Origin of the sequence: Bacillus sp. OV166 (genome assembly GCF_900177675.1) — a bacterium.
In the GTDB taxonomy this organism is placed as follows: domain Bacteria; phylum Bacillota; class Bacilli; order Bacillales; family Cytobacillaceae; genus Neobacillus.
Genome location: NZ_FXWM01000001.1, coordinates 5,005,204 through 5,029,952, shown reverse-complemented (window position 1 = coordinate 5,029,952; position 24,749 = coordinate 5,005,204). Strand labels below are relative to the sequence as shown.

24 protein-coding genes, 2 pseudogenes and 1 other annotated feature are annotated in these 24,749 nt (G+C 38.0%); of the genes and pseudogenes, 23 read left to right on the top strand and 3 right to left on the bottom strand.

The genetic code is table 11. The features are described 5' to 3' along the window. Positions 1 to 258 precede the first annotated feature (258 nt). The 21 genes and pseudogenes from CCK98_RS24775 to CCK98_RS24680 all read left to right on the top strand — a co-directional run bounded on the left by CCK98_RS24775 (position 259) and on the right by CCK98_RS24680 (position 20,107). Complete coding sequence (locus CCK98_RS24775; RefSeq protein ID WP_088089025.1) at positions 259 to 894, top strand: NfeD family protein; 636 nt, start codon at positions 259 to 261, stop codon at positions 892 to 894. A 17-nt stretch (positions 895 to 911) separates the two neighbouring features. Further along, entirely contained in the window at positions 912 to 1,904 is a 993-nt protein-coding gene (floA, locus tag CCK98_RS24770; protein WP_168245118.1) for a flotillin-like protein FloA, read from the top strand. 34 nt (positions 1,905 to 1,938) lie between these two features. Beyond that, positions 1,939 to 2,388: a hypothetical protein gene (locus tag CCK98_RS24765; protein ID WP_088089024.1), complete on the top strand. Its 450-nt coding sequence runs from the start codon at positions 1,939 to 1,941 to the stop codon at positions 2,386 to 2,388. Between the two features lie 87 nt (positions 2,389 to 2,475). Next, positions 2,476 to 2,778: a sporulation protein YqfC gene (gene yqfC / locus CCK98_RS24760; RefSeq protein WP_088089023.1), complete on the top strand. Its 303-nt coding sequence runs from the start codon at positions 2,476 to 2,478 to the stop codon at positions 2,776 to 2,778. Then, the gene (gene yqfD / locus CCK98_RS24755; RefSeq protein WP_088089022.1) at positions 2,775 to 3,968 is read left to right on the top strand and encodes a sporulation protein YqfD; all 1,194 of its coding nucleotides are present in this window, start codon (positions 2,775 to 2,777) and stop codon (positions 3,966 to 3,968) included. Before yqfC ends, yqfD begins: the two co-directional genes overlap by 4 nt. Then, complete coding sequence (locus CCK98_RS24750) at positions 3,965 to 4,936, top strand: PhoH family protein (RefSeq protein WP_088089021.1); 972 nt, start codon at positions 3,965 to 3,967, stop codon at positions 4,934 to 4,936. Before yqfD ends, CCK98_RS24750 begins: the two co-directional genes overlap by 4 nt. Positions 4,937 to 5,129: 193 nt before the next feature. Continuing rightward, the gene (locus CCK98_RS24745; protein WP_088089020.1) at positions 5,130 to 7,301 is read left to right on the top strand and encodes an HD family phosphohydrolase; all 2,172 of its coding nucleotides are present in this window, start codon (positions 5,130 to 5,132) and stop codon (positions 7,299 to 7,301) included. Continuing rightward, positions 7,298 to 7,768 (top strand): rRNA maturation RNase YbeY, encoded by a 471-nt coding sequence (ybeY, locus tag CCK98_RS24740; RefSeq protein WP_088089019.1) that lies wholly within the window; start codon positions 7,298 to 7,300, stop codon positions 7,766 to 7,768. The genes CCK98_RS24745 and ybeY overlap by 4 nt, the downstream gene beginning before the upstream one ends. Then, positions 7,752 to 8,129 carry a diacylglycerol kinase family protein gene (locus tag CCK98_RS24735; protein WP_088089018.1) on the top strand — a complete coding sequence of 126 codons (378 nt, stop codon included), beginning with the start codon at positions 7,752 to 7,754 and terminating at the stop codon, positions 8,127 to 8,129. Before ybeY ends, CCK98_RS24735 begins: the two co-directional genes overlap by 17 nt. 273 nt (positions 8,130 to 8,402) lie before the next feature. Next, on the top strand, positions 8,403 to 9,326 hold the full coding sequence (era, locus tag CCK98_RS24730) for a GTPase Era (protein ID WP_088089017.1): 924 nt from the start codon (positions 8,403 to 8,405) through the stop codon (positions 9,324 to 9,326). Positions 9,327 to 9,517: 191 nt separating this feature from the next. Next, positions 9,518 to 9,661, top strand: coding sequence for a YqzL family protein (locus CCK98_RS24725; protein ID WP_066257674.1), 144 nt, complete (start codon positions 9,518 to 9,520; stop codon positions 9,659 to 9,661). 34 nt (positions 9,662 to 9,695) lie between these two features. Further along, a complete protein-coding gene (gene recO / locus CCK98_RS24720) occupies positions 9,696 to 10,448 on the top strand; it encodes a DNA repair protein RecO (protein ID WP_088089016.1) in 753 nt (250 codons plus the stop codon). A 50-nt stretch (positions 10,449 to 10,498) separates the two neighbouring features. Beyond that, positions 10,499 to 10,682: a binding site (T-box leader), on the top strand. Between the two features lie 64 nt (positions 10,683 to 10,746). Next, complete coding sequence (locus tag CCK98_RS24715) at positions 10,747 to 12,129, top strand: glycine--tRNA ligase (protein WP_088089015.1); 1,383 nt, start codon at positions 10,747 to 10,749, stop codon at positions 12,127 to 12,129. A gap of 116 nt (positions 12,130 to 12,245) precedes the next feature. Beyond that, positions 12,246 to 12,875 carry a helix-turn-helix transcriptional regulator gene (locus tag CCK98_RS24710; protein WP_179195921.1) on the top strand — a complete coding sequence of 210 codons (630 nt, stop codon included), beginning with the start codon at positions 12,246 to 12,248 and terminating at the stop codon, positions 12,873 to 12,875. Between the two features lie 37 nt (positions 12,876 to 12,912). Beyond that, a complete protein-coding gene (locus tag CCK98_RS24705) occupies positions 12,913 to 13,722 on the top strand; it encodes a pyruvate, water dikinase regulatory protein (protein WP_088089013.1) in 810 nt (269 codons plus the stop codon). A gap of 569 nt (positions 13,723 to 14,291) precedes the next feature. Continuing rightward, positions 14,292 to 16,099: pseudogene (gene dnaG, locus CCK98_RS24700) on the top strand (DNA primase). A 41-nt stretch (positions 16,100 to 16,140) separates the two neighbouring features. Next, positions 16,141 to 17,271, top strand: coding sequence for an RNA polymerase sigma factor RpoD (gene rpoD, locus CCK98_RS24695; RefSeq protein ID WP_088089012.1), 1,131 nt, complete (start codon positions 16,141 to 16,143; stop codon positions 17,269 to 17,271). 194 nt (positions 17,272 to 17,465) lie between these two features. Further along, positions 17,466 to 17,643, top strand: a pseudogene (locus tag CCK98_RS37110) (acyl-CoA dehydrogenase); the annotation flags it as partial. Between the two features lie 201 nt (positions 17,644 to 17,844). Then, on the top strand, positions 17,845 to 18,210 hold the full coding sequence (gene cccA, locus CCK98_RS24690; protein WP_088089011.1) for a cytochrome c550: 366 nt from the start codon (positions 17,845 to 17,847) through the stop codon (positions 18,208 to 18,210). Positions 18,211 to 18,285: 75 nt separating this feature from the next. Continuing rightward, positions 18,286 to 19,005, top strand: coding sequence for a tRNA (adenine(22)-N(1))-methyltransferase TrmK (locus tag CCK98_RS24685; RefSeq protein WP_088089010.1), 720 nt, complete (start codon positions 18,286 to 18,288; stop codon positions 19,003 to 19,005). After that, a complete protein-coding gene (locus CCK98_RS24680) occupies positions 18,992 to 20,107 on the top strand; it encodes a Nif3-like dinuclear metal center hexameric protein (protein WP_088089009.1) in 1,116 nt (371 codons plus the stop codon). Before CCK98_RS24685 ends, CCK98_RS24680 begins: the two co-directional genes overlap by 14 nt. Positions 20,108 to 20,152: 45 nt before the next feature. Here CCK98_RS24680 and CCK98_RS24675 read toward each other — a convergent pair whose 3' ends face one another. Continuing rightward, complete coding sequence (locus CCK98_RS24675) at positions 20,153 to 21,100, bottom strand: 4-hydroxy-3-methylbut-2-enyl diphosphate reductase (protein WP_088089008.1); 948 nt, start codon at positions 21,098 to 21,100, stop codon at positions 20,153 to 20,155. A gap of 140 nt (positions 21,101 to 21,240) precedes the next feature. Then, positions 21,241 to 21,903 carry a VrrA/YqfQ family protein gene (vrrA, locus tag CCK98_RS24670; protein WP_179195920.1) on the bottom strand — a complete coding sequence of 221 codons (663 nt, stop codon included), beginning with the start codon at positions 21,901 to 21,903 and terminating at the stop codon, positions 21,241 to 21,243. A gap of 260 nt (positions 21,904 to 22,163) precedes the next feature. Between vrrA and CCK98_RS24665 the strand changes: the two genes are divergently transcribed. Next, a complete protein-coding gene (locus CCK98_RS24665; RefSeq protein ID WP_088089006.1) occupies positions 22,164 to 23,480 on the top strand; it encodes a DEAD/DEAH box helicase in 1,317 nt (438 codons plus the stop codon). 21 nt (positions 23,481 to 23,501) lie between these two features. Then, positions 23,502 to 24,395, top strand: a complete 894-nt coding sequence (locus tag CCK98_RS24660; protein ID WP_088089005.1) for a deoxyribonuclease IV — start codon at positions 23,502 to 23,504, stop codon at positions 24,393 to 24,395. A gap of 27 nt (positions 24,396 to 24,422) precedes the next feature. Here CCK98_RS24660 and CCK98_RS24655 read toward each other — a convergent pair whose 3' ends face one another. Next, positions 24,423 to 24,680, bottom strand: coding sequence for a DUF2624 domain-containing protein (locus CCK98_RS24655; protein WP_088089004.1), 258 nt, complete (start codon positions 24,678 to 24,680; stop codon positions 24,423 to 24,425). Between the last annotated feature and the right edge of the window lie 69 nt (positions 24,681 to 24,749).

The following is a 24,749-nucleotide window of genomic DNA, read 5'->3' as shown; positions in this document are numbered from 1 at the left end:
ATGTTAAAGCTCATTGTTGATTTTGGCACATGTTGATTGGAGCAGAAGGCGCGAAGACTCCTGCGGGAGGACGGGGCAGGGGAGACACCACAGGCGCTTTGCGCCGAGGAGGGTCCCCGGACCGCCCGCGAACCGCACGCTCCTGGAGCGGAAATTAACAGCCAAGTTTAACAAAGCATCATTTTTAATAATGAAACTTAATTGATTTTCATACGTATTATTAATTGTCGAAGCTAAAGAAAGAAAGGGGGCCTTCGAATGATTGAATTTCTTACTGACCCGATTGTTGTAACCGTTCTATTATCGATTGCGGGAATCGGTATTGTATTAGAGCTTTTTTCATCAAAGTTTGGTGTGGCAGGATTTATTGGTGTGTTTGCGCTCATTTTATTCTTTTATGGGCATTTTCAAGCAGGACTTGCAGGCTATGGTACTTTACTATTATTTGTGGCAGGATTACTGCTGATTTTCTTGGAGTTCTTTTTACCTGGAGCTATTTCTGGCACACTTGGTGTTGCCGCTTTAATTTTAAGTCTTTTTTTAGCAGGAGCGGACACCATCCAAATCGGGGTTTCCATCTTAATTGCGATTTTCTTATCTGTCCTAGTTTTCTTTATGATGATTAAAATTTTTGATAAAAAGCTTGTTTTATTTAATAAAATGGTTCTTTTTGATTCAGCTAGAAAAGAAGATGGATATGTTTCTAATATTAATCGTACCGATCTGTTGGGAATGGAAGGGATTGCCTTGACCATTTTACGCCCAGCAGGAACCGTTATTATTAACAACGAAAGAATTGATGCGGTAACCGAAGGAGGCTTTATCGAGCAGAATGCTATCGTTAAAGTCATAAAGGTTGAAGGAGCACGTATTGTTGTAAGAGAATTAGAATAAAAGAAGGGGGTTAAAAAATGATTGTAGGTAGTGGAACGATTTTTATCATTGCAGTTGTCGTTGTCGCTTTAATCTTATTTGGGATCTTATTATCCTTTGTACCAGTCATGCTCTGGATCTCTGCGCTTGCGGCAGGAGTCCGTATTAGTATCTTTACGTTAGTTGGGATGAGGCTTAGAAGGGTAACGCCAAGCAGAGTGGTTAATCCACTCATAAAAGCCCATAAAGCTGGTTTAAACGTTACCACCAATCAACTGGAAAGTCATTATCTTGCCGGCGGGAATGTTGACAGAGTAGTCAATGCTCTAATTGCTGCACATCGGGCAAATATTGAATTATCGTTTGAACGCTGCGCTGCCATTGACCTAGCTGGGCGTGATGTTTTAGAAGCGGTACAAATGAGTGTTAATCCGAAAGTAATTGAAACTCCATTTATTGCCGGGGTCGCTATGAATGGTATCGAAGTAAAGGCCAAAGCGAGAATTACCGTTCGAGCTAACATTGAGCGTCTTGTCGGTGGTGCTGGGGAAGAAACCGTGGTTGCTCGTGTCGGTGAAGGGGTTGTTTCCACGATCGGTTCATCGGATAGTCATAGCAAGGTGCTCGAGAATCCAGATTTAATCTCGCAAACGGTTCTTTCGAAGGGACTAGATGCCGGAACAGCTTTTGAAATCCTATCGATTGATATTGCTGATGTGGATATCGGTAAAAACATTGGAGCTGAACTACAAACCGAACAAGCTGAAGCGGATAAGAAAATTGCCCAAGCGAAAGCTGAAGAGCGCAGGGCAATGGCTGTGGCGTTAGAACAAGAAATGAAAGCTAAGGTCCAGGAAATGAGGGCAAAGGTCGTGGAAGCGGAGGCGGAGGTTCCTCTTGCAATGGCTCAAGCGCTCAAATCAGGAAATATTGGTGTAATGGATTATATGAACTTTAAAAATATTTCAGCAGATACTGAAATGAGAGGTTCAATTGGTAAGATAACGGGAGACAAAAAAGACGGACAATAAAGCCCGCTTTGGGATAATAAAGGGGTGGTGATTTTTGGAAACCTTAATATTTTTGATTGTCATGGGTATTGTCTCTGTCATTTTCCGTAAGGCAAAAGGTAAGACAGGTCAATCTCGCAATAGGACTTTTTCAAGGGATACTTTTGAAGAAATTCGGACACTAGTTAAAAAGCAACTCAATTATGATGAAATTCCAACAACCAGCACTTTAAAATCAAAGAATATACAATCGGAAATTCCACTGGAAAATCTCGAAAAGCTCGAAAATAAATACCAGCAGTTGAAACAAGAGTCTGAGGTTAAACGAATTGGAATGTCAATAGCCCAGCCAAAGGTCGAGAAGATAGAAGTTAAATCCGGGCAAGGGGAAGGAAGCATCATTTCTCTTTATCCAGATGAAAAAACGCTCATTAATGGTATGGTTTGGTCAGAAATTCTTGGTGAGCCGCGTTCCAAAAAGCCCTTTTTCCCAAGAAAAGGTTAGTTGTAAATCAACATAGCTAAATAGAAAAAGGTGTGCTAGAACCTCCTTTCATTTCATAAATATGAGATGAAAGGGGGTTCTTTTTTTATGGCGAAAAAATGGGGCCAACGGGTCCGTAACTGGATGGCTGAAAAAATGGATCTTCCTCAAGATGTCATGATGGATTTACCCCGCATTACGATGGTTGGGCAAATTCATGTATATATTGAGAACCATCGTGGCTTGCTTGTGTTTACTGATAAAGAACTCCGTTTGCTATTAAAGCAAGGGCAGTTATTAATAAAAGGTAAATCCTTTGTTATTAAAACGATTTTACCTGAAGAAATTCTGCTTGAAGGGAAAATTGAACAGGTCATTTATATAAATGATAATCCGGGAGGAACAAAATGAATAACCAGTGGGTCGAATTTTTATATGGCAGGGTTACTGTTAAAGTATCAGGAAAGGGTATTGAACGCTTTTTAAATGTACTTACCAGGAATGGACTTCATATTTGGCATGTCAAACGTCATGGAACAGAGACTATTACTTTTAAGATGAGACTTAGAGATGCCAAGAACATCAGACATTATGCAAGGAAAAGTGAATGCTCCATTTCCTTCCTGCGAAGGAGCGGAGTGCCTTTTTTAATTAAGCGAGTGCTTAAAAATAGTGGCTTTTTAGCGGGGGCAGGAATTTTCTTGCTTATCTTAATGGTTTTATCCAATGTTATTTGGGGGATTGAAATAAAAGGGGCAAAACCAGCGACAGAGTATCAGATTCGTAAAGAATTGGACAAGATGGGTGTTAAGATTGGAAAGTTGCAATTATTTGTAGATAATGTGGAAGGTATTCAAAGGAAACTGACTAATAATGTTGGGGATCTAACATGGGTTGGAGTGGAATTAAAAGGGACAACCTTCCACCTTCAAGTTGTCGAGAAAAATGAGCCAAAAAAGCCAGAGCATTTATCACCGAGGAACCTTATCGCAAAAAAGAAAGCGATAATCGTAAATATGTATATTGAAAATGGCCAAAAAATGGTAGAAATTAATGATCATGTGGAGCCGGGGCAATTACTCGTTTCAGGTGAATTTGGACAAGAAGGTACTTCGGAATTGGTTGCGGCCAAAGGTGAGGTTTGGGGTGAAACGTGGTATAAAAGTCATGTGGAGCTCCCGTTAGTAACCAACTTTAAAGTATATAATGGCAAAGAAAAGGAAAAACATTTTATTTTACTGGGGGATTTCGAACTTCCTGTTTGGGGCTTTGGTAAGCCTGAATTCTTGAAATATGAAACCGAAATGAATGTTCATAAAATTCATTTCTTAAAGTGGGAATTGCCAATTTCTTATCTCAACAAAACCCTTCGCGAGCGGGAAGAAATTCAGCGTACCTATTCAAATACAGAGGCCCAACAAATTGCAATTGAGCTGGCAAAAAAACAAATAAAAGGTCGGTTAGATGAAGATGCTATGATAAAAGATGAAAAAATTTTACACAAAGCAATTAAAAATGGTAAAGTTATACTGGATATTCATTTTAAGGTAATAGAAAATATTGCAGTCGGACAACCGATTTCCAAGGAGACTAGTGAATGACAGAAAAGTTAACTTCCATAAATGTACAACTTGAAAATCCTGCAGAAGCAATTAGTTTGCTAGGGAATTCTGATACCAATTTAAAAATTATTGAACAAGAGCTTGATGTTACAATCATTACTCGGGGGGAAGCTGTCAGTTTATCCGGTGATGAGGAAAAGGTAAATCTGGCCGGACAAATACTAAATAAATTAATGATTGTGATTCGAAAGGGAATTAATATTAGTCAAAGAGACGTCCTATACGCGGTCCAAATGGCGAACGCTGGGACACTTGAATATTTTGTGAATTTATATGAAGAAGAAATTGGCAAGAATGTTAAAGGTAAAACGATTCGGATCAAGACGCTTGGACAAAGAGAATATGTAACAGCAATTAAAAAAACAGATCTTGTATTTGGGATTGGCCCTGCCGGAACAGGGAAAACATATCTTGCTGTTGTCATGGCCGTGGGAGCACTCAAAAATGGGCAAGTGAATAAAATACTTTTAACAAGGCCTGCTGTTGAGGCGGGCGAGAGTCTTGGGTTTCTTCCAGGTGATTTAAAAGAAAAGGTAGACCCATATCTGCGACCACTATATGATGCTCTCCATGATGTGCTTGGGGCTGAACATACGCAAAGGTTAATTGAACGAGGAACCATTGAAATTGCTCCGCTCGCCTATATGAGAGGTCGAACATTAGATGATGCTTTTGTTATACTTGATGAGGCCCAAAACACAACCCATGCACAAATGAAAATGTTTTTGACAAGACTTGGCTTTGGGTCAAAAATGGTCATTACGGGTGATCAAACACAGATCGATTTGCCAAAAGGTGCAAAATCAGGATTAATTGGAGCCGAAGGAATTTTAAAAAATGTAAAGGGCATTTCCTTTGTCTTTTTAGAAACAACTGACGTGGTTCGTCATCCGCTTGTTGGCAGAATTATTGAGGCATACGAGAACAAAGCGAATCAAGAGGGGTAAACTATTTGTGGTTTACCTCTTTTTTGTATGGAAAAGTGAACTTCAAACTAATCATCTTCTAAAGAAGATGAAACTTCTTCGAAAAACTGTTATCATTTTACATAAAGCAGGAACAGTGAAAATATGACAATTTTTGAGAAATGATTTTTTTAATATAAAATCATTTTCATGGGCCGTGGTTGGAGGGATTTAGTTGGGTAAACTACAGCAATACTTCATACGGATACGCAAACTGCTAGATATCACTTTTTTTCTAGTTCTCTTTTTTATCATGTTAGGTACCGTATTATTTGCAGCGATGTATAGTAATGTAAAACCTGAAAAGTTGGATTTAAGCTTGTTTTCAGTAGCAGAAAAAACCATCCGTTCCCCTGGAACAGTGGAGGATAAGAAAAGTACTGAAAATAAGCGTAGGGATGCTCTTGACCAAGTACAGGATGTGTATGCCTTAAAAAAAGAGTATACGCAAAATCGGGTCGATTTAATTAGCTCCATTTTTCAAGCGGTTACAGAAGTGAATGATGAAATAAATGCAGAAATCAAGAAGTTTGAAGAACTGGCCCCAGAAGAAAAACCAGCAAAAACGGAACCTAGTGATTCTGAAAAAGTGATCAGGTTAAAGGCAAAATTAACATCGAATGTAGCAAAGGGACTTTCAGACCAGGTTTTTACGGCCTTAGTCCAAGCTAGTAATGATGAATTATCGATCGCGAAGGATTTAACTGTTACTGCGATTAACAATGTTATGGCCCAACGGATTTCTGCTGATGAAGTAGAGAATGCCAAAAAAAGAGTGGAGGAAGAATTAAAATATACAACTTTAAATGATAATTTAAGAAATGGTGTCATTGAACTCGGCAGGTATGCTGTTATTCAAAATGAATTTTATGATCCCAATGCAACAGAAGAGCTGCGACAGCAAGCGGTAGAAAGTGTGGAGCCAGCCAAAATTCTTCAGGGGCAAATTATTGTTGAAGAAGGAGAATTAATCAACCAGGATATTTATAGGCAGTTAAAATTAGTCGGCCTTCTTGATAATGAGAGATCCTTTAAGCCTTTTATTGGATTAATGGTATTGATAACCATTATTCTGTCTTCAATCTATTTTTATTTTTACCAAATAAAATCAATTCCAGAAAAGAGACAGACAGACTTGTTGTTGTATGGGATTGTTTTCATACTTTCAATCTTTATAATGAAAATAATCAGCATGCTGCAAATTTTTAATTTTGCCGGAATTGGCTATCTTTTCCCTGCAGCTTTAGGGGGAATGTTAATTAAGATCTTGATTGATGAAAAGCTTGCCATTCTTATGTCGATTATTATGGCGGTATGCGGAAGTATTTTATTTAACGAGGGAATTACAGGGACACTAAATTTTTCAGAGGGGATTTACATCCTATTCAGTGCCTTAGCAGGAATTTTGTTTCTTAGTAACCAAAACCAGCGTTCAAAAATCTTGCAGGCTGGTTCGTTTGCGGCAATGGTAAATATTTTGTCTATTTTAGCGTTAATGTTTCTTCCAAATGGACAATTTTCTGGTATGGAGTATGGATATTATTTAACCACTGCTCTTGTTTCAGGTATAGGTTCTGCTGTGTTAACGATTGGATTACTGCCTTTTTTTGAGGCGAGTTTTGGAATTCTGTCGACGATGAGGCTGATTGAACTATCCAATCCAAATCATCCACTATTAAGAAAAATATTAATGGAAGCACCAGGTACATATCATCATAGTGTGATGGTTGCTAATCTAGCGGAATCTGCATGTGAAGCAATCGGTGCAAATGGACTTTTAGCAAGAGTGGGCAGCTATTACCATGATATTGGAAAAACACGACGTCCGAATTTTTATATCGAGAATCAGATGCATCTAGAAAATCCTCATGATCGTCTGCCGCCAGATAAAAGTGCAAACATTATTATTGCCCATGTAACAGATGGCTCTAATATATTAAAGAAGTACCATATGCCAAAAGAAATTATCGATATCGCTGAACAGCATCACGGGACAACCTTGCTAAAATTCTTTTATCATAAGGCAACCCAAGGTGAACCTGAAGTAAAGGAAGAGGATTATCGCTATCCTGGTCCAAAGGCAAAAACAAAAGAGTCTGCTGTGGTTGGTATTGCAGATAGTGTCGAGGCGGCAGTCCGCTCATTATCCCAGCCTACGCCTGAATTAATAGAATCACTGGTTAAAAAAATCGTTGCTGATCGTCTCCAAGATGGACAATTAAATGAATGTGATATCACAATGAGAGAAATTGAAACCGTATCTGAAGCTTTATGTGAGACCTTAAAGGGGATTTTTCACTCCAGAATTGAATATCCAGAAATGATAAAGAAGGTGAAGCAAGCATGACATTACTAATAGATTGTATCGACGAAACGGAAAAACTGACAGAAGAACAAATGCTTGAAATCGAAAGGATCCTTACCTTTGCGGCTAGAAAACAGGATGTTGAAGAGCATAGCGAAGTTTCAGTAACATTTGTTTCAAATGATAGAATACAGGAGATCAACAGGGAATACCGTGATAAAGACAAGCCTACGGATGTTATTTCGTTTGCAATGGAAGAGCTTGGGGAAGGTGAGGTAGAGCTGGTAGGGGTTGATATGCCTCGTGTCTTGGGGGATATTATTATCTCTATACCAAAAGCAATCGAGCAAGCAGAAGAATATGGACATTCTTTTATACGTGAGCTTGGTTTTCTAGCTGTACATGGTTTCCTTCATCTTCTTGGTTATGATCATATGACCGATGAAGAGGAAAAAGAAATGTTCACATTGCAAAAGGAAATATTAGACGAGTATGGACTCAAACGATAAACGACCACAGCAGTCATGGTTGGGTACATTTTCAAATGCAATTGCCGGGATTTTAGTGGCCCTGAAGTCTGAGAAAAATATGCGGTTCCATTTCTTTTGCTCCATTCTTGTGTTACTCGTCTCTTATTATTTTTCCATTACAAAGACTGAATGGATATTCGTCCTTTTTGCTATTGCGGGAATGTTTGCATTAGAATTAGCCAATACCGCAATCGAACGAGTTGTCGATCTAGTTACAAAAGAGTATCATCCATTAGCAAAACAAGCGAAGGATTTGGCAGCAGGAGCGGTGTTAGTTTATGCCGTCCTATCGGTTGTAATTGGCCTATTAATATTTTTACCCTATCTACAAAGGCTTTAAAAAATTAAGCTAAATTAGAGTTTATTTACCATCATTTGAAATGAGATACTGGATTAGGTAAAATAACTTATCAGCAAAATTATTAAGACTTGCTGATTTATGAGAAAATTCTAATTTTTATAAATTTTTTACTTCAACCTAATGATTTTCAATCAATTTTGAGGTAAAATAAAGAAACAGCAGATTCCTGCTGGAAGGGAAGAACACTAGTGAACATCGATCAACTAATTAAAGAAACAAAAAAAGCAAGTTCCTTCATACAGGAGGATCTTTATGCTGAATAATGACAACGGAAGAAAAGGATACAAGTCAGGATTTATTTCGATTATTGGCCGGCCGAATGTAGGTAAATCCACGTTTCTTAATCGCGTGATTGGCCAAAAAATTGCCATAATGAGTGATAAAGCACAAACAACTCGTAATAAAATCCAAGGTGTGTTAACAGTAAATGATGCCCAGATGATTTTTATAGATACACCAGGTATCCATAAACCCAAGCACAAATTAGGCGATTTTATGATGAAGGTTGCTGTAAATACGCTAAAAGAAGTTGATTTGATTTTATTTATGGTAAATGCTGAAGAAGGATTTGGACGTGGTGAAGAATTTATTCTTGAAAAATTTCAAACAGTAAATACGCCAATCTTTCTTGTAATTAATAAAATTGATCAAGTCCATCCTGATAAATTATTGCCGATTATTGAATCATATAAAGAAAAATACCCATTTAAAGAAATTGTCCCAATATCAGCGCTTGAAGGAAACAATGTGGAGCAATTGTTAGGACAGATTAAGTCCTTCTTGCCGGAGGGACCACAATACTATCCAGCAGACCAGGTCACAGATCACCCAGAACGGTTTATAATTACTGAGTTAATAAGGGAAAAAGCTCTCCACTTAACACGAGAGGAAATTCCCCACTCTTTAGCTGTGGTTCTTGACAAAATGGAGCGGAGAGAGGGTAAAGAAATTATTGATGTCATGGCAACCGTAATTGTCGAACGTGATTCACAAAAAGGAATTATTATTGGTAAGCAAGGCAGCATGTTAAAAGAAATAGGCAAGCGTGCACGAGTTGATATTGAAAATCTTTTAGGGTCAAAAGTTTATTTAGAGCTATGGGTAAAAGTTCAAAAAGATTGGCGCAATAAGATGTCCCAGCTTCGAGATTATGGCTTCAATGAGGATGAATATTGATTAATAATGGCCGACCAAGGCGCTTCCGCTTTTCTAATAACCCTAACTAAAATATTACCGATTATTTCAAATTATGCATGGACAACATTAACAAATATTTCGTCTTATGATTTTTGCGCTGGCAGGCTATGATAATTGTAAGGTTTGGGACCGAATGAAAGCTAGTCTAAATATGAAAGGTGGGGTTTTCGATGATGGATTTTACGTGGAAAGTATTCCTCCAAACAGGTAATATTGACACATATCTTCTCATTAAAGAACTTGAGAAGGAAAACCAAGAAATACCCGGAAATCTGAATGATGAGCTAGCACAAATCGATTTTCCCGTTTCATAAGTTTGCCTTCGTGCTACTTTAGAAGGTGACAATAATGCTTCAGAAGTGTGAAGGCATCGTTATTAGAACAACAGATTATAGTGAAACAAATAAAATAGTAACAATATATACAAGGGAATGGGGAAAGATTGGAGTCATGGCTCGTGGTGCAAAAAAGCCAAACAGCCGCCTTTCCTCTATTACACAACTTTTTACACATGGTTATTTTCTAATTACTAGAGGATCTGGTTTAGGAAGCATGCAGCAGGGTGAAACTGCTACATCATTAAGATCGATTGGTGAAGACATTTTTTTAACTGCCTATGCTAGTTATATTGTCGAGTTAACCGATAAATGCACGGAAGAAAAAAAACCAAACCCTTTTCATTTTGAATTGCTCTATCAAACATTAAATTATTTGAATGAGGGCTATGACCCAGATATTCTCATGAATATCTATGAGATGAAAATGTTAAATGTGTTGGGATTAAACCCAATCTTAAATCAATGTTCCGTTTGCGGCAGTACAGACGGACATTTTTCTTTTTCCATTCGTGAAGGTGGGCTTATTTGTCATCGTTGTCTGGATAAAGATCCGTACCATTTCAAATTAACGCCGAGTACGATTAAATTATTAAGGCTATTTTATTATTTTGATCTGTCTAGGTTAGGAAATATTTCTGTTAAAGAAGATACAAAGGCTGAACTTAAGAATGTTATTACTTCTTACTATGAAGAGTATTCCGGACTTCGTCTCAAAACAAAGAAGTTTCTTAATTCCATGGATAAATTCAGAAATCTCTTATAAGCACCCTGTTGACAATGTTTGGAGTTTTCGTTATTATTTTCATTAATAAAATATTTGCATTGACGGAAAAAAGTACTTAGTCATCTCTATAAAAGCGAACCTAGGGTGGTGGAAGCTAGGGTATAGGGCACTAAGGAAGGCGTTCCTGAGCAATCTTTGTGTTTATTAACACGATTAAAGAGGCTGTTTTTTGCAGCAAATAGGGTGGAACCGCGGGTAACTCTCGTCCCTATGCTTAACAAGCATAGGGACGAGAGTTTTTTTGTTTGAATCAAATTTATTAAAAGGAGCAATTTCAATGAATGTAACAATGGAACAAATCGTCTCACATGCAAAGCACAGAGGATTTATTTTTCCAGGTTCAGAGATTTACGGAGGACTTGCAAATACGTGGGATTACGGCCCGCTAGGCGTTGAATTTAAAAACAATATTAAACAGGCATGGTGGAAAAAGTTTGTTCAAGAGTCGCCTTATAATGTAGGCTTAGATGCAAGTATTCTGATGAATCCTCGTACTTGGGAAGCATCAGGGCATATTGGGAACTTTAATGACCCAATGATTGATTGTAAAAATTGTAAAGCACGCCATCGCGCGGATAAATTAATTGAAAATGCACTAGATGAAAAAGGCATTGAAATGATTGTCGACGGCTTACCATTTGAAAAAATGGAAGAACTGGTTAAAGAACACAATATCGCATGCCCGGACTGTGGCAGTCATGATTTTACTGGTATCCGTCAGTTCAACTTAATGTTTAAAACCTTCCAAGGGGTAACTGAATCAAGTACGAATGAAATTTTCCTTCGCCCTGAAACGGCCCAAGGTATTTTTGTTAACTTTAAAAATGTTCAGCGTACGATGAGAAAGAAAATGCCGTTTGGAATTGCTCAAATAGGAAAAAGTTTCCGAAATGAAATTACTCCGGGGAATTTTACATTCAGGACTAGAGAGTTTGAACAAATGGAACTTGAATTTTTCTGTAAGCCTGGTGAAGAACTAAAATGGTTTGATTATTGGAAACAATTTGCTGAAGACTGGTTAATGTCTTTAGGTCTTACCAAAGAAAATTTAAGGCTTCGCGACCACTCTGAAGATGAATTATCCCATTATAGTAATGCGACTACTGATTTTGAATTTAAGTTCCCGTTTGGCTGGGGTGAACTTTGGGGTGTCGCTTCAAGAACAGATTATGACTTGAAGCAGCATATGGAGTATTCCGGTGAAGATTTCCATTATCTTGATCCTGAAACAAATGAAAAGTATGTCCCATTCTGTATTGAACCTTCCTTAGGAGCGGATCGGGTTACGTTAGCCTTCTTAATTGATGCCTATGATGAAGAACAGCTTGAAGATGGTACATCAAGAACGGTCATGCATTTCCACCCTGCCCTAGCCCCATTTAAGGCGGCAGTCCTTCCATTATCGAAGAAACTGTCTGAAGAAGCACGAGAAGTATTTGCTGCTTTAGCTAAGCACTTTTCAGTGGATTATGACGAATCAGGTTCCATTGGGAAACGCTATCGTCGTCATGATGAAATTGGTACACCTTTTTGTATCACTTATGATTTTGACTCTAAAGAAGACAATATGGTTACTGTTCGAGACCGTGATACAATGGAACAAAAACGGATTCCAGTAAGTGATCTTGTTAGCTTTTTGCAAGAAAAGATGACGTTTTAATGGAAAACTCGCCAATTGGCGAGTTTTCTTAATACATTCCTTAGTATATAATATTCCTAATAAAGTATGACTATGTGAAGGTTGTGGGTAACCCTTCATAATGTAATACAAAGGTGGTGTGTACAATCGAACTGACCAAACGGCAAGAACATATTTTACAAATTGTAAAAGAAAATGGGCCGATTACCGGAGAGCATATTGCCGATCAATTAAGTTTGACAAGAGCAACATTGAGGCCGGATCTGGCAATTTTGACAATGGCTGGCTTTTTAGATGCAAGACCGCGTGTGGGTTATTTTTATACGGGTAAATCTGGGACACAGCTGTTAACTGAAAATTTACAAAAAATATATGTGAAAGATTATCAATCCATCCCTATTGTGGTGAATGAAAATATTTCTGTATATGATGCGATCTGTACCATGTTCCTTGAAGATGTGGGAACATTATTTGTAGTGGATCAAAATACCATCCTTGTTGGGGTATTGTCCAGAAAAGATTTGCTTAGAGCAAGTATAGGTAAACAAGAGCTTTCCACCATTCCTGTCAATATTATTATGACTAGAATGCCGAATATAACTATGTGTGAACGGGACGATTTATTAATCGATATCGCCAAAAAATTAATTGAAAAACAAATTGATGCCCTGCCAGTGGTTCGAAAATCAGAAAATGGATATGAGGTTATCGGCAGATTAACGAAAACAAACATTACAAAAGCGTTTGTTGGACTGGGTGATGAGTAAGTCACAAGTTAACTTGTAGAGGGGTTGTGTAGGGAGAATGGGTGTACCAATTATTTATGTTGTATCTGATTCAGTAGGGGAAACGGCTGAATTAGTTACCAAAGCAGCAATAAGCCAGTTTAATGGCTCAGGAATGAATTTAAAAAGGTTTCCCTATGTAGAGGACCAGGAACATATTGATGAAGTTCTTTCACTTGTTAAACTGGATAAAGCAATGATTGCATTTACGCTTGTCAAACCTGAAATGCGTACATATATCAAGGAAAGAGCGGAAAAGGAAGGGATTCTGGCAGTCGATTTAATTGGTCCAATAATGGACAAGATTCAAGCTTTTAGTGGGAAGACACCTTTATGTGAACCGGGCCTTGTTCGAAAACTTGATGAGGATTATTTTAAAAAAGTAGAAGCAATTGAATTTGCTGTAAAATATGATGATGGCCGTGACCCAAGAGGAATCCTAAAAGCAGATATTGTCCTAATTGGCGTTTCAAGAACTTCAAAGACACCACTTTCCCAGTACTTAGCCCATAAACGTTTAAAGGTTGCTAATGTCCCGCTGGTACCTGAAGTGGATCCGCCAGAAGAACTATATAGGGTTCCGATCGAAAAATGCTTCGGTTTAAAAATAAGTCCTGAAAAGTTAAACAATATCAGACGAGAACGATTAATTTCCTTAGGATTAAATGATAAGGCAAGTTATGCCAATATTGAACGGATTAAAGCGGAGTTAATCTTTTTTGAAAAAGTAGTGGAGAAAATAAATTGTCCCGTTATTGATGTAACCAATAAAGCGGTTGAAGAAACAGCAAATGTTATCCTAAATTATATTCATAAAGGGAGACCTTAACACATAATCATTTGATTATGTGTTTTCTTCTGATAGAAAGTGGAATAATAATGATAAAAAGTTATGGTAAAATGATAATAAATGTACTATAATAAAAAATTGTGATAAAAATATATCTTTTTAGGTTTAGACTTGCTTGTGAACGAATAAACTATTTATTGTTAGATGTCAAGGGGACCCCCTAAAAAGAATTCGACATAAATCCTTTTACAAAAGTTATTTGTTAAAGAAGGAATATGCGGATAGATGTAGAATTAATACTAATGTAGAAGGCAATCCGACTATTTATGTCGATGCAGATTCATGCCCACTGGGCAGAGATTGTCGAAATAGGATCCAAGTTTAGCGTCCGTGTTCTTTTTGTTGCTTCCTCCGTCTCCATATGAATGAAGAAAAATCTACATAGGAAGACTGGAAATATGTTGACGCTGGGAAGGGAGAGGCCCTAATTCCTTCCAAACTGAAGATCGTTCAAAATTTATGACAAAATTAATAAAAATTTTGTCGAAATTTGCAGGAATTTAAAGATTGCCTGCCGAATACCTGATAGTACAAATGGAGTTGTTTTCATGGCAGAGCGTATTGCCGAAGAAAAGATTAATCAAATTCGTCAGGCTGTTGATATTGTCGAAGTAATCAGCGATTATGTTCAACTGAAAAAACAGGGGCGAAATTACTTCGGATTATGTCCATTCCATGGAGAAAGTACCCCATCATTTTCAGTATCAATTGATAAACAAATTTTCCATTGTTTTGGCTGTGGCGCTGGCGGTAATGTTTTTTCTTTTTTAATGGAACTTGAAGGGATTTCATTTCAGGAAGCTGCCATTAAACTAGCTTCGAAGGTAAATATCGACCTTGAAATTAATTTATCTGGGGGACAAGGCGAGAAAAAGGTTTCTCAAGAGCACCAAGCTTTTTTAGGGGCTCATGAGCTGTTACAGAAATTTTACCATCACTTGCTTGTAAATACAAAAGAAGGCGGGCAGGCTTTAGAGTATCTGCTGAGCAGGGGATTTACTCGCGAATCGATTGATAAGTTTCAAATTGGGTATTCCCTAAATTCATGGGATTTTGTTTATAAATTTCTATCTAAAAGAGATTTCCCACCTGAATGGATGGAGAAAGCCGGATTAATTATCAAACGTGAAAGGGATGGGACTTATTTCGATCGATTTAGGGATCGAATAATGTTTCCGATTTTTGACCGAAATGGTAATACGATTGCTTTTTCAGGCAGATCACTCGGGGCCGAAGAGCCCAAATATCTAAATAGTCCTGAAACGCCAATCTTTAATAAAAGTAAAATTTTATATAATTATCATAATGCGAAGCCAAGTTTAAAAAAATTGCAATATGCTGTTTTATTTGAGGGATTTGCCGATGTAATTTCCGCAGATCGCTCGGGTGTGGAAAATGGCATTGCCACAATGGGGACATCCTTGACAGATGAACATATAGCCCTTTTAAGGCAAAGTGTCCAATCCGTAACCATCTGTTACGATTCAGATAAGGCAGGAATTGAAGCTGCTTTTCGAGCGGGGAACCATCTTAACAATGCTGGCTTTCAAATAAAGGTAGCGATGATGCCAGACGGCATGGACCCCGATGAATACATTAAAAAGAACGGTCCTGAGAAATTCCGAAATGAGGTTATCGCGGCCGGCTTAACATGGATGGCGTTTAAATTTCTTTACTTTCGCAGAGGTAAAATCTTCAGCTAGAAGGAGATAGGCTTGCATATATCGAAGTGATAATTAAAGAAATCAGCAATTTGAATAAAGCAGTTGAAAGAGATCATTATTTGCGGCAACTTGCAGCAGAATTTTCACTCTCATTAGATGCATTGAAACAGCAGCAAAAGCAAATTTTCTTCGCTGATAAAAGAAAAACTACCGGAAAAAACCAACCTGTTGATAAACCTATTTTAATTCCTAAGAAAGTAAGTGAACTCAAGCCAGCGCATTACACAGCAGAAAGGCGATTAATCGCACACATGCTAAAAGATCGAGATGTTGCTTATAAAGTTCAGGATTTATTACAAGAAAATACGTTTAATATTGATGAACATCAGGCAATAATAACCTATCTGCTAGGATTTTATGAGGATCATTTCCAACCTGATTCAAGTGCATTTTTATCCTATATTCAAGATGATAATCTTAGAAGAATGGTTGCTAATATTGAAATGATGTCCATAAATGACGAATTAAGCAATCAAGAATTAACTGATTATATCAAACAGGTGTTGAATTATCAAAAATTGTTAAAGATAAAAGAAAAAGAAGTGGAACAAAAAGAAGCAGAGCGACAAAGTGATCTTGGTAAAGCTGCTGCAATTGCAATGGAAATTATTCAATTGCGTAAATCTCTATAGATTCCATTTTACTGTCTTTGATTCTGGAAGGAGGGGGACATATGGCTGCTGAAAAATCAGCCCGTTCAAAAGAAGTTGAGAATGAATTCACTTTTGAACAAGTGAAAGACCAGTTAACGGCACTGGGTAAAAAAACCGGCGTCCTTGCCTATGATGATATTGCTGAGAAATTGGCTAATTTTGAACTAGATTCACACCAAATGGACGAATTTTACGAGTTCCTCGGTGATCAAGGTATTGAATTAGTTGGTGAAAGTGACGAGGAAGATCCAAATCCTAAGCAATTAGCTAAAGGTGATGATGATGAATTTGATCTAAATGATCTTAGCGTCCCTCCAGGGGTTAAGATTAATGATCCAGTTCGTATGTACTTAAAAGAAATCGGCCGTGTTGATTTGCTTTCTGCTGAAGAGGAAATTAAGCTGGCTAACCGAATTGAAGCAGGCGACGAAGAAGCTAAACGACGTCTAGCTGAAGCCAACCTCCGTCTTGTAGTAAGTATTGCAAAGCGCTACGTCGGTCGTGGAATGCTCTTTCTTGATCTTATTCAGGAAGGTAATATGGGTCTAATCAAAGCTGTTGAGAAGTTTGATTATCGAAAAGGCTTCAAATTTAGTACCTATGCAACTTGGTGGATTCGTCAAGCCATCACACGTGCGATTGCAGACCAAGCAAGGACCATACGGATTCCTGTGCATATGGTTGAAACCATTAATAAATTAATTCGTGTTCAGCGTCAATTACTTCAGGATCTTGGCCGTGAACCAACACCTGAAGAAATTGGTGAAGATATGGATCTAACACCTGATAAGGTTAGGGAAATTTTGAAAATTGCCCAAGAGCCTGTATCACTGGAAACACCTATTGGTGAAGAAGATGATTCCCACCTCGGTGATTTTATTGAAGACCAGGATGCAACCTCACCTTCAGAGCATGCTGCCTATGAATTATTAAAAGAGCAACTTGAAGATGTCTTAGATACTTTAACAGACCGGGAAGAAAATGTCCTTCGCCTGCGTTTTGGACTGGATGATGGACGTACTCGTACACTCGAAGAGGTAGGAAAGGTCTTCGGTGTTACTCGTGAGCGTATCCGTCAAATTGAAGCAAAGGCATTGCGGAAATTACGCCATCCTAGTCGCAGCAAACGATTAAAAGATTTCTTAGAATAAAATATTCTAATGAATAGTCTACTTCATAACTGAAGTAGGCTTTTTTCTTGTGCATCAATTAATGAATACACAAGTGGAAACACTTAAGTAAATGTAAGCACTTTCTCTATTTGAATCCATTTTACTGAATTGTCTCTCATTTTGCAAATAGACTTAAGAAAATTCATGGCCCGCTATTTATTCTTTTATTTTAGGAGATGGGTTTGAAATTATCAAATACAACCGAACTGTGTTAGAAGATGTCAAAGTACCTTTTGAGGACCTTTTAGGGAAGCTTGGAGAGGCCTTAAACAGTTTTTATTTATGGTTAGATGGCCCGGACGTATAGGGATTGGTGCAATAGCCGTAGGGATTGTTCAGGGAGCCTATGATTAATAAAATAAAATAGTAAATTTAAAAACAGGCTAAACTAGATATTTTCACTAATTTGGCTTGTTTTCTTTTTTTTATTAAGATTATAGTGATAAAATAAGTTTAGGGCTTTTCCTTCTGTTCATTTTCAAGTAAAATAGTAGTTGTTTGTAGACTTTATTCAATATTTAACAGACGTTCGTACATAAGGGAGGTTATATCATGAAGCGAAATCCGGTTATTCCTTACGTTCTCATCATGGCATTTGGAATTGTGTTAATTCTAATTTTGTCTTTCAAAGGCCTTGGTGATATGAAAGAAGTTGCTAAGGAAAATGGTGAAGGCAATGAGAAAACAGAGGTTGCCGCATCAAAGCCAGAAGACATTTACAAGCAATCTTGTATTGGCTGTCATGGCGACCAGTATCAAGGGGTAGTAGGACCTACATTAAAAGGTGTGGGCAGCAAGTATTCTAAGGAAGAACTTATGACTTTTGTTACAAAAGGTAAGGGTACAGGCATGCCAGCAGGTCTTGTTAAACCAGAACAGGCTGCAGCAATGGCAGATTGGTTAGCAAACATTAAATAACTAGAAAAGGTCCTTTGCATCTGTAAAGGACTTTTTTTATACTATATAAATTACATATAAAAAGTGGTGGTATGTTTGAATACAGATAAATTGTCAGCAAGATTGGCTGCGGTTTCTAACTATGTTCCAAAAGGAGCGAGGCTCGCAGATATTGGCTCAGACCATGCTTATTTACCTTGTTTCTTAGCAAAAAATGAGGGATTACCATTTGCCATTGCTGGTGAGGTTGCTAAGGGTCCCTTCCAGTTGGCTGAGAGGAATGTATTAGCAGAAGGGTTAGCGGGGGTTATTTCCGTGCGATTAGGTGATGGTCTGGAAGTTATTCAACTTGGTGAAGTGGATTGTATTACAATTGCTGGAATGGGCGGTGCCTTAATTGCAAACATTCTAGAAAATGGTAAAGATAAACTGACTTCCGTCAAGCGTCTGGTGTTACAACCAAATATTAGCGCGATTTCGATCAGGAAATGGTTTATTGAAAATAACTGGGAACTAATTGACGAAGAAATACTTGAGGAAGATGGGAAAATATACGAGATTTTAATAGGTGAAAAGGGCGATCCTAATAAGCCTTATAAAAAAAATCTTGATATGGGGCTTTTAGTGGGTCCATTCCTTCTACAAAAACAGGATAAAACCTTTAAGAAAAAATGGACAGCAGAAATAAACAATTGGCAGCGTATTTATGAAGCACTTGAGGGTGCAAGCCAATCTCCTGAAACGAATGAAAAAAAACAAGAGATGATCGCCAAAATTAAGCTGGTAGAGGAGGCTTTAAAGAATGAAAATTCCTAATGGTCACGAAGTCATTCAACTATTTGAACAGTTTTCCCCGAAAGGTTTGGCGATGGAAGGGGATAAGATTGGCTTACAAATAGGACGCTTAAATAAAAAAGTTGAACGAATAATGATTGCCCTTGATGTCCTGGAAAATGTAATCGATGAGGCAATTGAAAAAAATGTTCAGCTCATTTTTGCCCACCATCCGATTATTTATCGACCTCTTAAGAATTTGCTAACTGACACGGTTCAAGGGAAAATGATCGAAAAAATATTGAAACACGATATTGCTGTTTACGCAGCCCATACGAACCTTGATGTCGCAAAAGGCGGGGTAAATGACCTGCTTGCAAATGCTTTAGAAATAGAAGATGCAGAGGTACTCGTGCCGACTTTTGATACAAAGCTAAAGAAATTAGTTGTTTTTGTCCCAGCAAGCCATGCAGAAGTTATTAGAAAAGTCCTTGGAAATGCAGGCGCAGGATTTATTGGAAACTACAGCCATTGTTCATTTTCCGCAAATGGGACAGGAAGATTTGTGCCTGGTGAAAATACCAATCCATTTGTTGGTGAGGCAGGCAGGTTAGAAGAAGTGGAGGAAGTAAGAATCGAGACCATTGTTCCTGAACCACATCTAAAGAAAACGATTACTGCTATGTTAAAAGCACATCCATATGAAGAGGTGGCCTATGATGTCTACCCGCTTGAGAACAAAGGTGAAGTACTCGGTCTTGGCCGAATCGGAAAAGTCCATGAAATGACATTAGGAGAATTTGCGGAAAAAGTGAAATTAGCACTTGAAGTTTCAACTGTCCGTGTGGTTGGCGATTTAAGCACTAAAATTAAAAAGGTTGCTGTTTTAGGCGGGGATGGAAATAAATACTTCATGAATGCCAAGTTTCAAGGGGCAGATGTGTATGTTACAGGGGATATTTATTATCACACTGCCCATGATGCAGCAATGCAGGGCTTGAATATGATTGATCCAGGCCATAATGTGGAAAAAGTGATGAAAAAAGGCCTGACTGCAACATTACAAAAGATGTGTCAAGAAACGGGTTATACCGTGGAGATTTTTCCTTCTGAAGTAAATACAGATCCATTCCAATTTGTATAAAAGCAAAGAACCGGTCCGCAGACTCGGTTCTTTTTATTCACTATTTTACTCTTCAGTTTTTTTAACCTTTGGTAATATTCTGCTTAATTGGACCTTTTTTCGACGTTCCCATGTGGCTTCATTATTTGGGTTAAATTGTTCAAGGAATGTGATTACTTCCTTTGTTATCGGTGTTGGAGTAGAGGCTCCGGATGTTACCGCGACATTTTTGGCATCCTTAATCCACTCAATTTCTAACTCAGTTATATCAGCAATGCGATACGCCTTTGTTCCAGCAATTTCCTCAGAGACCTGTGCAAGGCGATTGGAATTATTACTTTTTGGATCACCTACTACAATCGTCACATCAGCTTCTGTTGCTTGTTCTGCAACTGCTTCTTGGCGAATTTGCGTTGCATGGCAAATTTCATTATAGACTTCTACATTTGGATATTTTTCCTGAACTTTTTTCATCGTATCAGCCACATCCCATTGACTCATCGTTGTTTGATTTGTGACAAGTAACTTTTCACAGTCAATCGTTAATGCATTTACATCATTTGGAGTTTCAACCAGGTGGACCATGCCAGGGGCCACACCAACTGCACCCTCCGGTTCTGGATGGCCTTTTTTTCCGATATAAATTACTTGGTAGCCTTCTTTTGTTTTTTCTTCAATCAAATCATGGGTTCTCGTTACATCAGGACATGTCGCATCTATCGTTACTAGCCCTTTCTGTTTTGCGAGTTCTCTAACTTCTGGAGATATTCCATGAGCAGTAAAGATAACCGTACCTGTTTCTACTTTATCGAGAATATCTTTACGGTTTTTTCCATCTAGGGTAATAATCCCCTCTTCTTCGAAAGCATCTGTAACATGTTTATTATGAACAATCATCCCTAAAATGTAGATTGGGCGTGGTAATGTTTTATCTAAAGCAGCGTTTCTTGCAATAACCATGGCATCGACGACACCATAGCAGTAACCTCGTGGTGAAATTTTGATAATTTGCATATAAAAAGTCCTCCTAAAAAAGACATTGTTTAATAGTTTTACGTGTTTATTATATAAAACTAATAGAAATAATACAAAGATACAATTTTCCTTAGCAGTTTTAGGAAGAAAAAAAGAATGCTGTCTCCAGCATTCTGCATTTAAATATACATTTTCGGAACAGAACTTCCTTTTTGATTTGGACTTTTCTTTGAAGGCATTTGCTGTTGCTTATTTTTGCGTTGCCCTTTTTTATTGGAAGTACTTTTTACAGGTTCTTCATGATTGGATGATTCATCGACGGCGGCACCAGTTGATTGGTTATTTTCTACTGTTGCATCATCCGTAGTTTTTGAAGCATTTTTGAATCCTTTATAAATTTTCCACATTGCAGGAAGATTTTTTATCATTGGGCTATATTGTTGGATCATCGGCCCAATCGACTGGGCTGTCTTTAGCACCTGCTGCGTATTGTTCAACATGCTAGTTAGTCCGCCGGGGTTACTCAAAGATTGGAGCAGTCCTCCGCCTCCTGATGCTGCTTTTCCTGCTCCTTGCATTCCCATAAAGCCGCCAGCTTGGCTTCTTCCTCCGAGAATTTTCGAAAGTAATCCCCCGCCGCCTTTGTTCATAGGATTAGGTCTTCTCATCATTTGCCCCATCATCATGGGGTTATTTCCTCCTCCAAACGGATTGGAAGGGGCACCCATCATTGGATTCCTACCGCTAAAAGGGTTAAAACCAGGGTTCATCATCTGATTACGTGGTCCAAAAGGTCCTGGTCCCATTCCCCCCTGCATAGGCATTCTTGGTCTTGGTTGCATCTCGTTGCCTCCTTTCAATTGCCTCATGCTTTAAATTATGCATTTACCCTAATTTGGTTTAGGTATTATACACAGGACAAAGACTAAATTTAGTTGTTTAAAAGTCAGTAATAAGTAGAAAATGATATTAAAACGAAAGATAACTGGAGTTTTGATGAAATATTGACTATAATTGCATGATGGAATAGAAAGTGTTGCACTTGCTTAAGTAAAAAAAACTACTCCAAAATCATGAGATTTTAATTATAAGGAGCAAATATATGAAAGAAAATCGTTTTGATCGTTTTACGTTTCAACCATTTATTATAGAAGCCGTTAAGGAGTTCGGTTTTACTGAGCCGACTGAAATTCAGGAACGGATGATTCCTGTCGTTTTAAAGGGAGAGAGTGCTATTGGTCAGTCACAAACAGGGACGGGAAAAACTCTTGCCTATGTTCTTCCAATCCTCGAAAAAATTGACCCGTCACGACAGGAAGTTCAAGCTGTCATTACTGCACCTACAAGAGAGCTTGCCTCTCAAATTTATCACCAAATATTAAAAATAACGACACATTGCAGCCCAGAGCAATCCATTATGACAAGATGCTATATTGGGGGGACGGATAAGCAGCGGTCGATTGAAAAATTAAAGGTTCAGCCACATATAGTTGTTGGAACTCCGGGTAGAATCAAGGACCTGATGAGTGAAAAAGCTTTATTTGTTCATACTGCGGCAATGCTGGTCGTGGATGAAGCTGATATGATGTTAGATATGGGATTTATTGAAGATTTGGATCGAGTAGCGGCTAAAATGCCAGAAAACTTGCAAATGCTCGTTTTTTCAGCAACGATCCCTGAAAAATTAAAACCCTTTCTTAAAAAATATATGGAAAATCCAAAAACTGTTCAGATAGAACCGAAAAGAAGAGCAGCAGAAAATTTAGAGCATTATCTTTTGCCATCAAGACACCGGAGTAAAAAGCAGCTTGTTCATGATGCCCTTCTTGCCTACAATCCTTATCTAGCGATTGTATTTACGAATACAAAAAAAATGGCTGAAGAAGTGGCGTACTTTTTAAATGAAAAAGGTTTAAAAGTTGGCCGAGTTCATGGTGATCTAAATCCTCGGGAACGGAAACAAATGATGAAGCAAATTCAGGATTTGGATTATCAATATATTGTCGCAACAGATCTTGCTTCTAGAGGAATTGATATAGAAGGGGTCAGCCATATCATCAACTATGAACTCCCGTCAGACTTAGATTTTTATATCCATAGAGTCGGGAGAACAGCGCGTGCCGGAAATTCGGGCATTGCCCTCACAATTTATGAGTCATCGGATGAAGATGCGTTAAACCGGTTAGAAAAAATGGGGATTCAATTTAAGAATGTCGATCTTAAAAATAACGAATTTGTTACCGTCGATGAACGTAATAAAAGGAAGACGCGTGTAAGGCAAGAGGATAAGGCCGATCAAAAAGCTAAATCGTTGGTTAAGAAGCCAAATAAAGTAAAACCGGGTTATAAAAAGAAAATGCAATGGGAAATGGATAAAATTAAAAAGCGTGAACGAAGGATTGAGCAAAGAAAAAAATAATCAAACCAGGGAGAAAAAGGTATGCTTAAATTAGGATCACATGTTTCGATGAGTGGGAAAGATATGCTGCTTGCCGCAAGTGAAGAAGCAATTTCCTATGGTGCAAACACGTTTATGGTCTATACCGGGGCACCGCAAAATACAAGAAGAAAAAAAATCGAAGATCTCAATATTGAAGCAGGGCGGAGGCATATGGAACAGAACGGTATCTCCGAAATTGTCGTTCATGCTCCTTATATTATCAATATTGGAAATACAACCAATCCAGATACTTTTGAATTGGGTGTTAGATTTCTTCGAACAGAAATTGAAAGAACAGAGGCAATTGGAGCAAAGCAAATCGTCCTGCATCCTGGAGCACATGTAAGTGCTGGTACCGAGGCTGGTATTAAAAAAATTATCGAAGGATTAAATGAAGTACTGACTGGCAAAGAGCAAGTACAAATTGCCTTGGAAACGATGGCTGGAAAAGGCTCCGAGTGTGGAAAATCCTTCGAAGAAATAGCGATGATAATGGATGGAGTAAACTATAGTGATAAGTTATCCGTTTGTTTTGATACCTGCCATACGCATGATGCAGGCTATAATATTGTTGAGGATTTTGATGGTGTATTAAATGAGTTTGACAAAATAGTTGGCTTGAACAAATTGAAAGTACTGCATATTAATGATAGTAAAAATGCGGTCGGAATGCGAAAGGATAGACACGAAAATATTGGGTTTGGCCATATCGGCTTTAAGGCCCTAAATTATATTGTCCACCATCCACAGCTTACCGATGTTCCAAAGATTTTAGAAACTCCATATGTGGGTGAGGATAAGAATAATAAAAAAGCCCCATATAAATTTGAGATTCATATGCTCCGGGAACAAAAGTTCAATGAGAACCTGCTTGACCTTATCATGCAATCATAAAAAAGAGCTGTGCAAAGTGCACAGCTTTTACTTTTTAGTTAACTGTATAAATAATTTATTTACTTCTCGGGCCGTTGCTGGACCCGCTGTTTTGGCAATTTCTTTCACTAATTGAGTCCGCTGTGAATCATCAAATATATTCACATTTTTCCCTCTTAAGTATTCGGCAATTTTCACTGCCTGCTGCCTAGTCACTGATATTTTAAATTGATCCGCATATTTTACCAGTTCTTCAGCTGTGATCGTGTTAATTTTATGATTAATGATGCTCTGAAAAATTGTCACCCTCACCACTCCTCACCTTAATGTATGAAGAAGTTCCGGGAGTGTGATTAGAGATTTTTGTGAATCAAA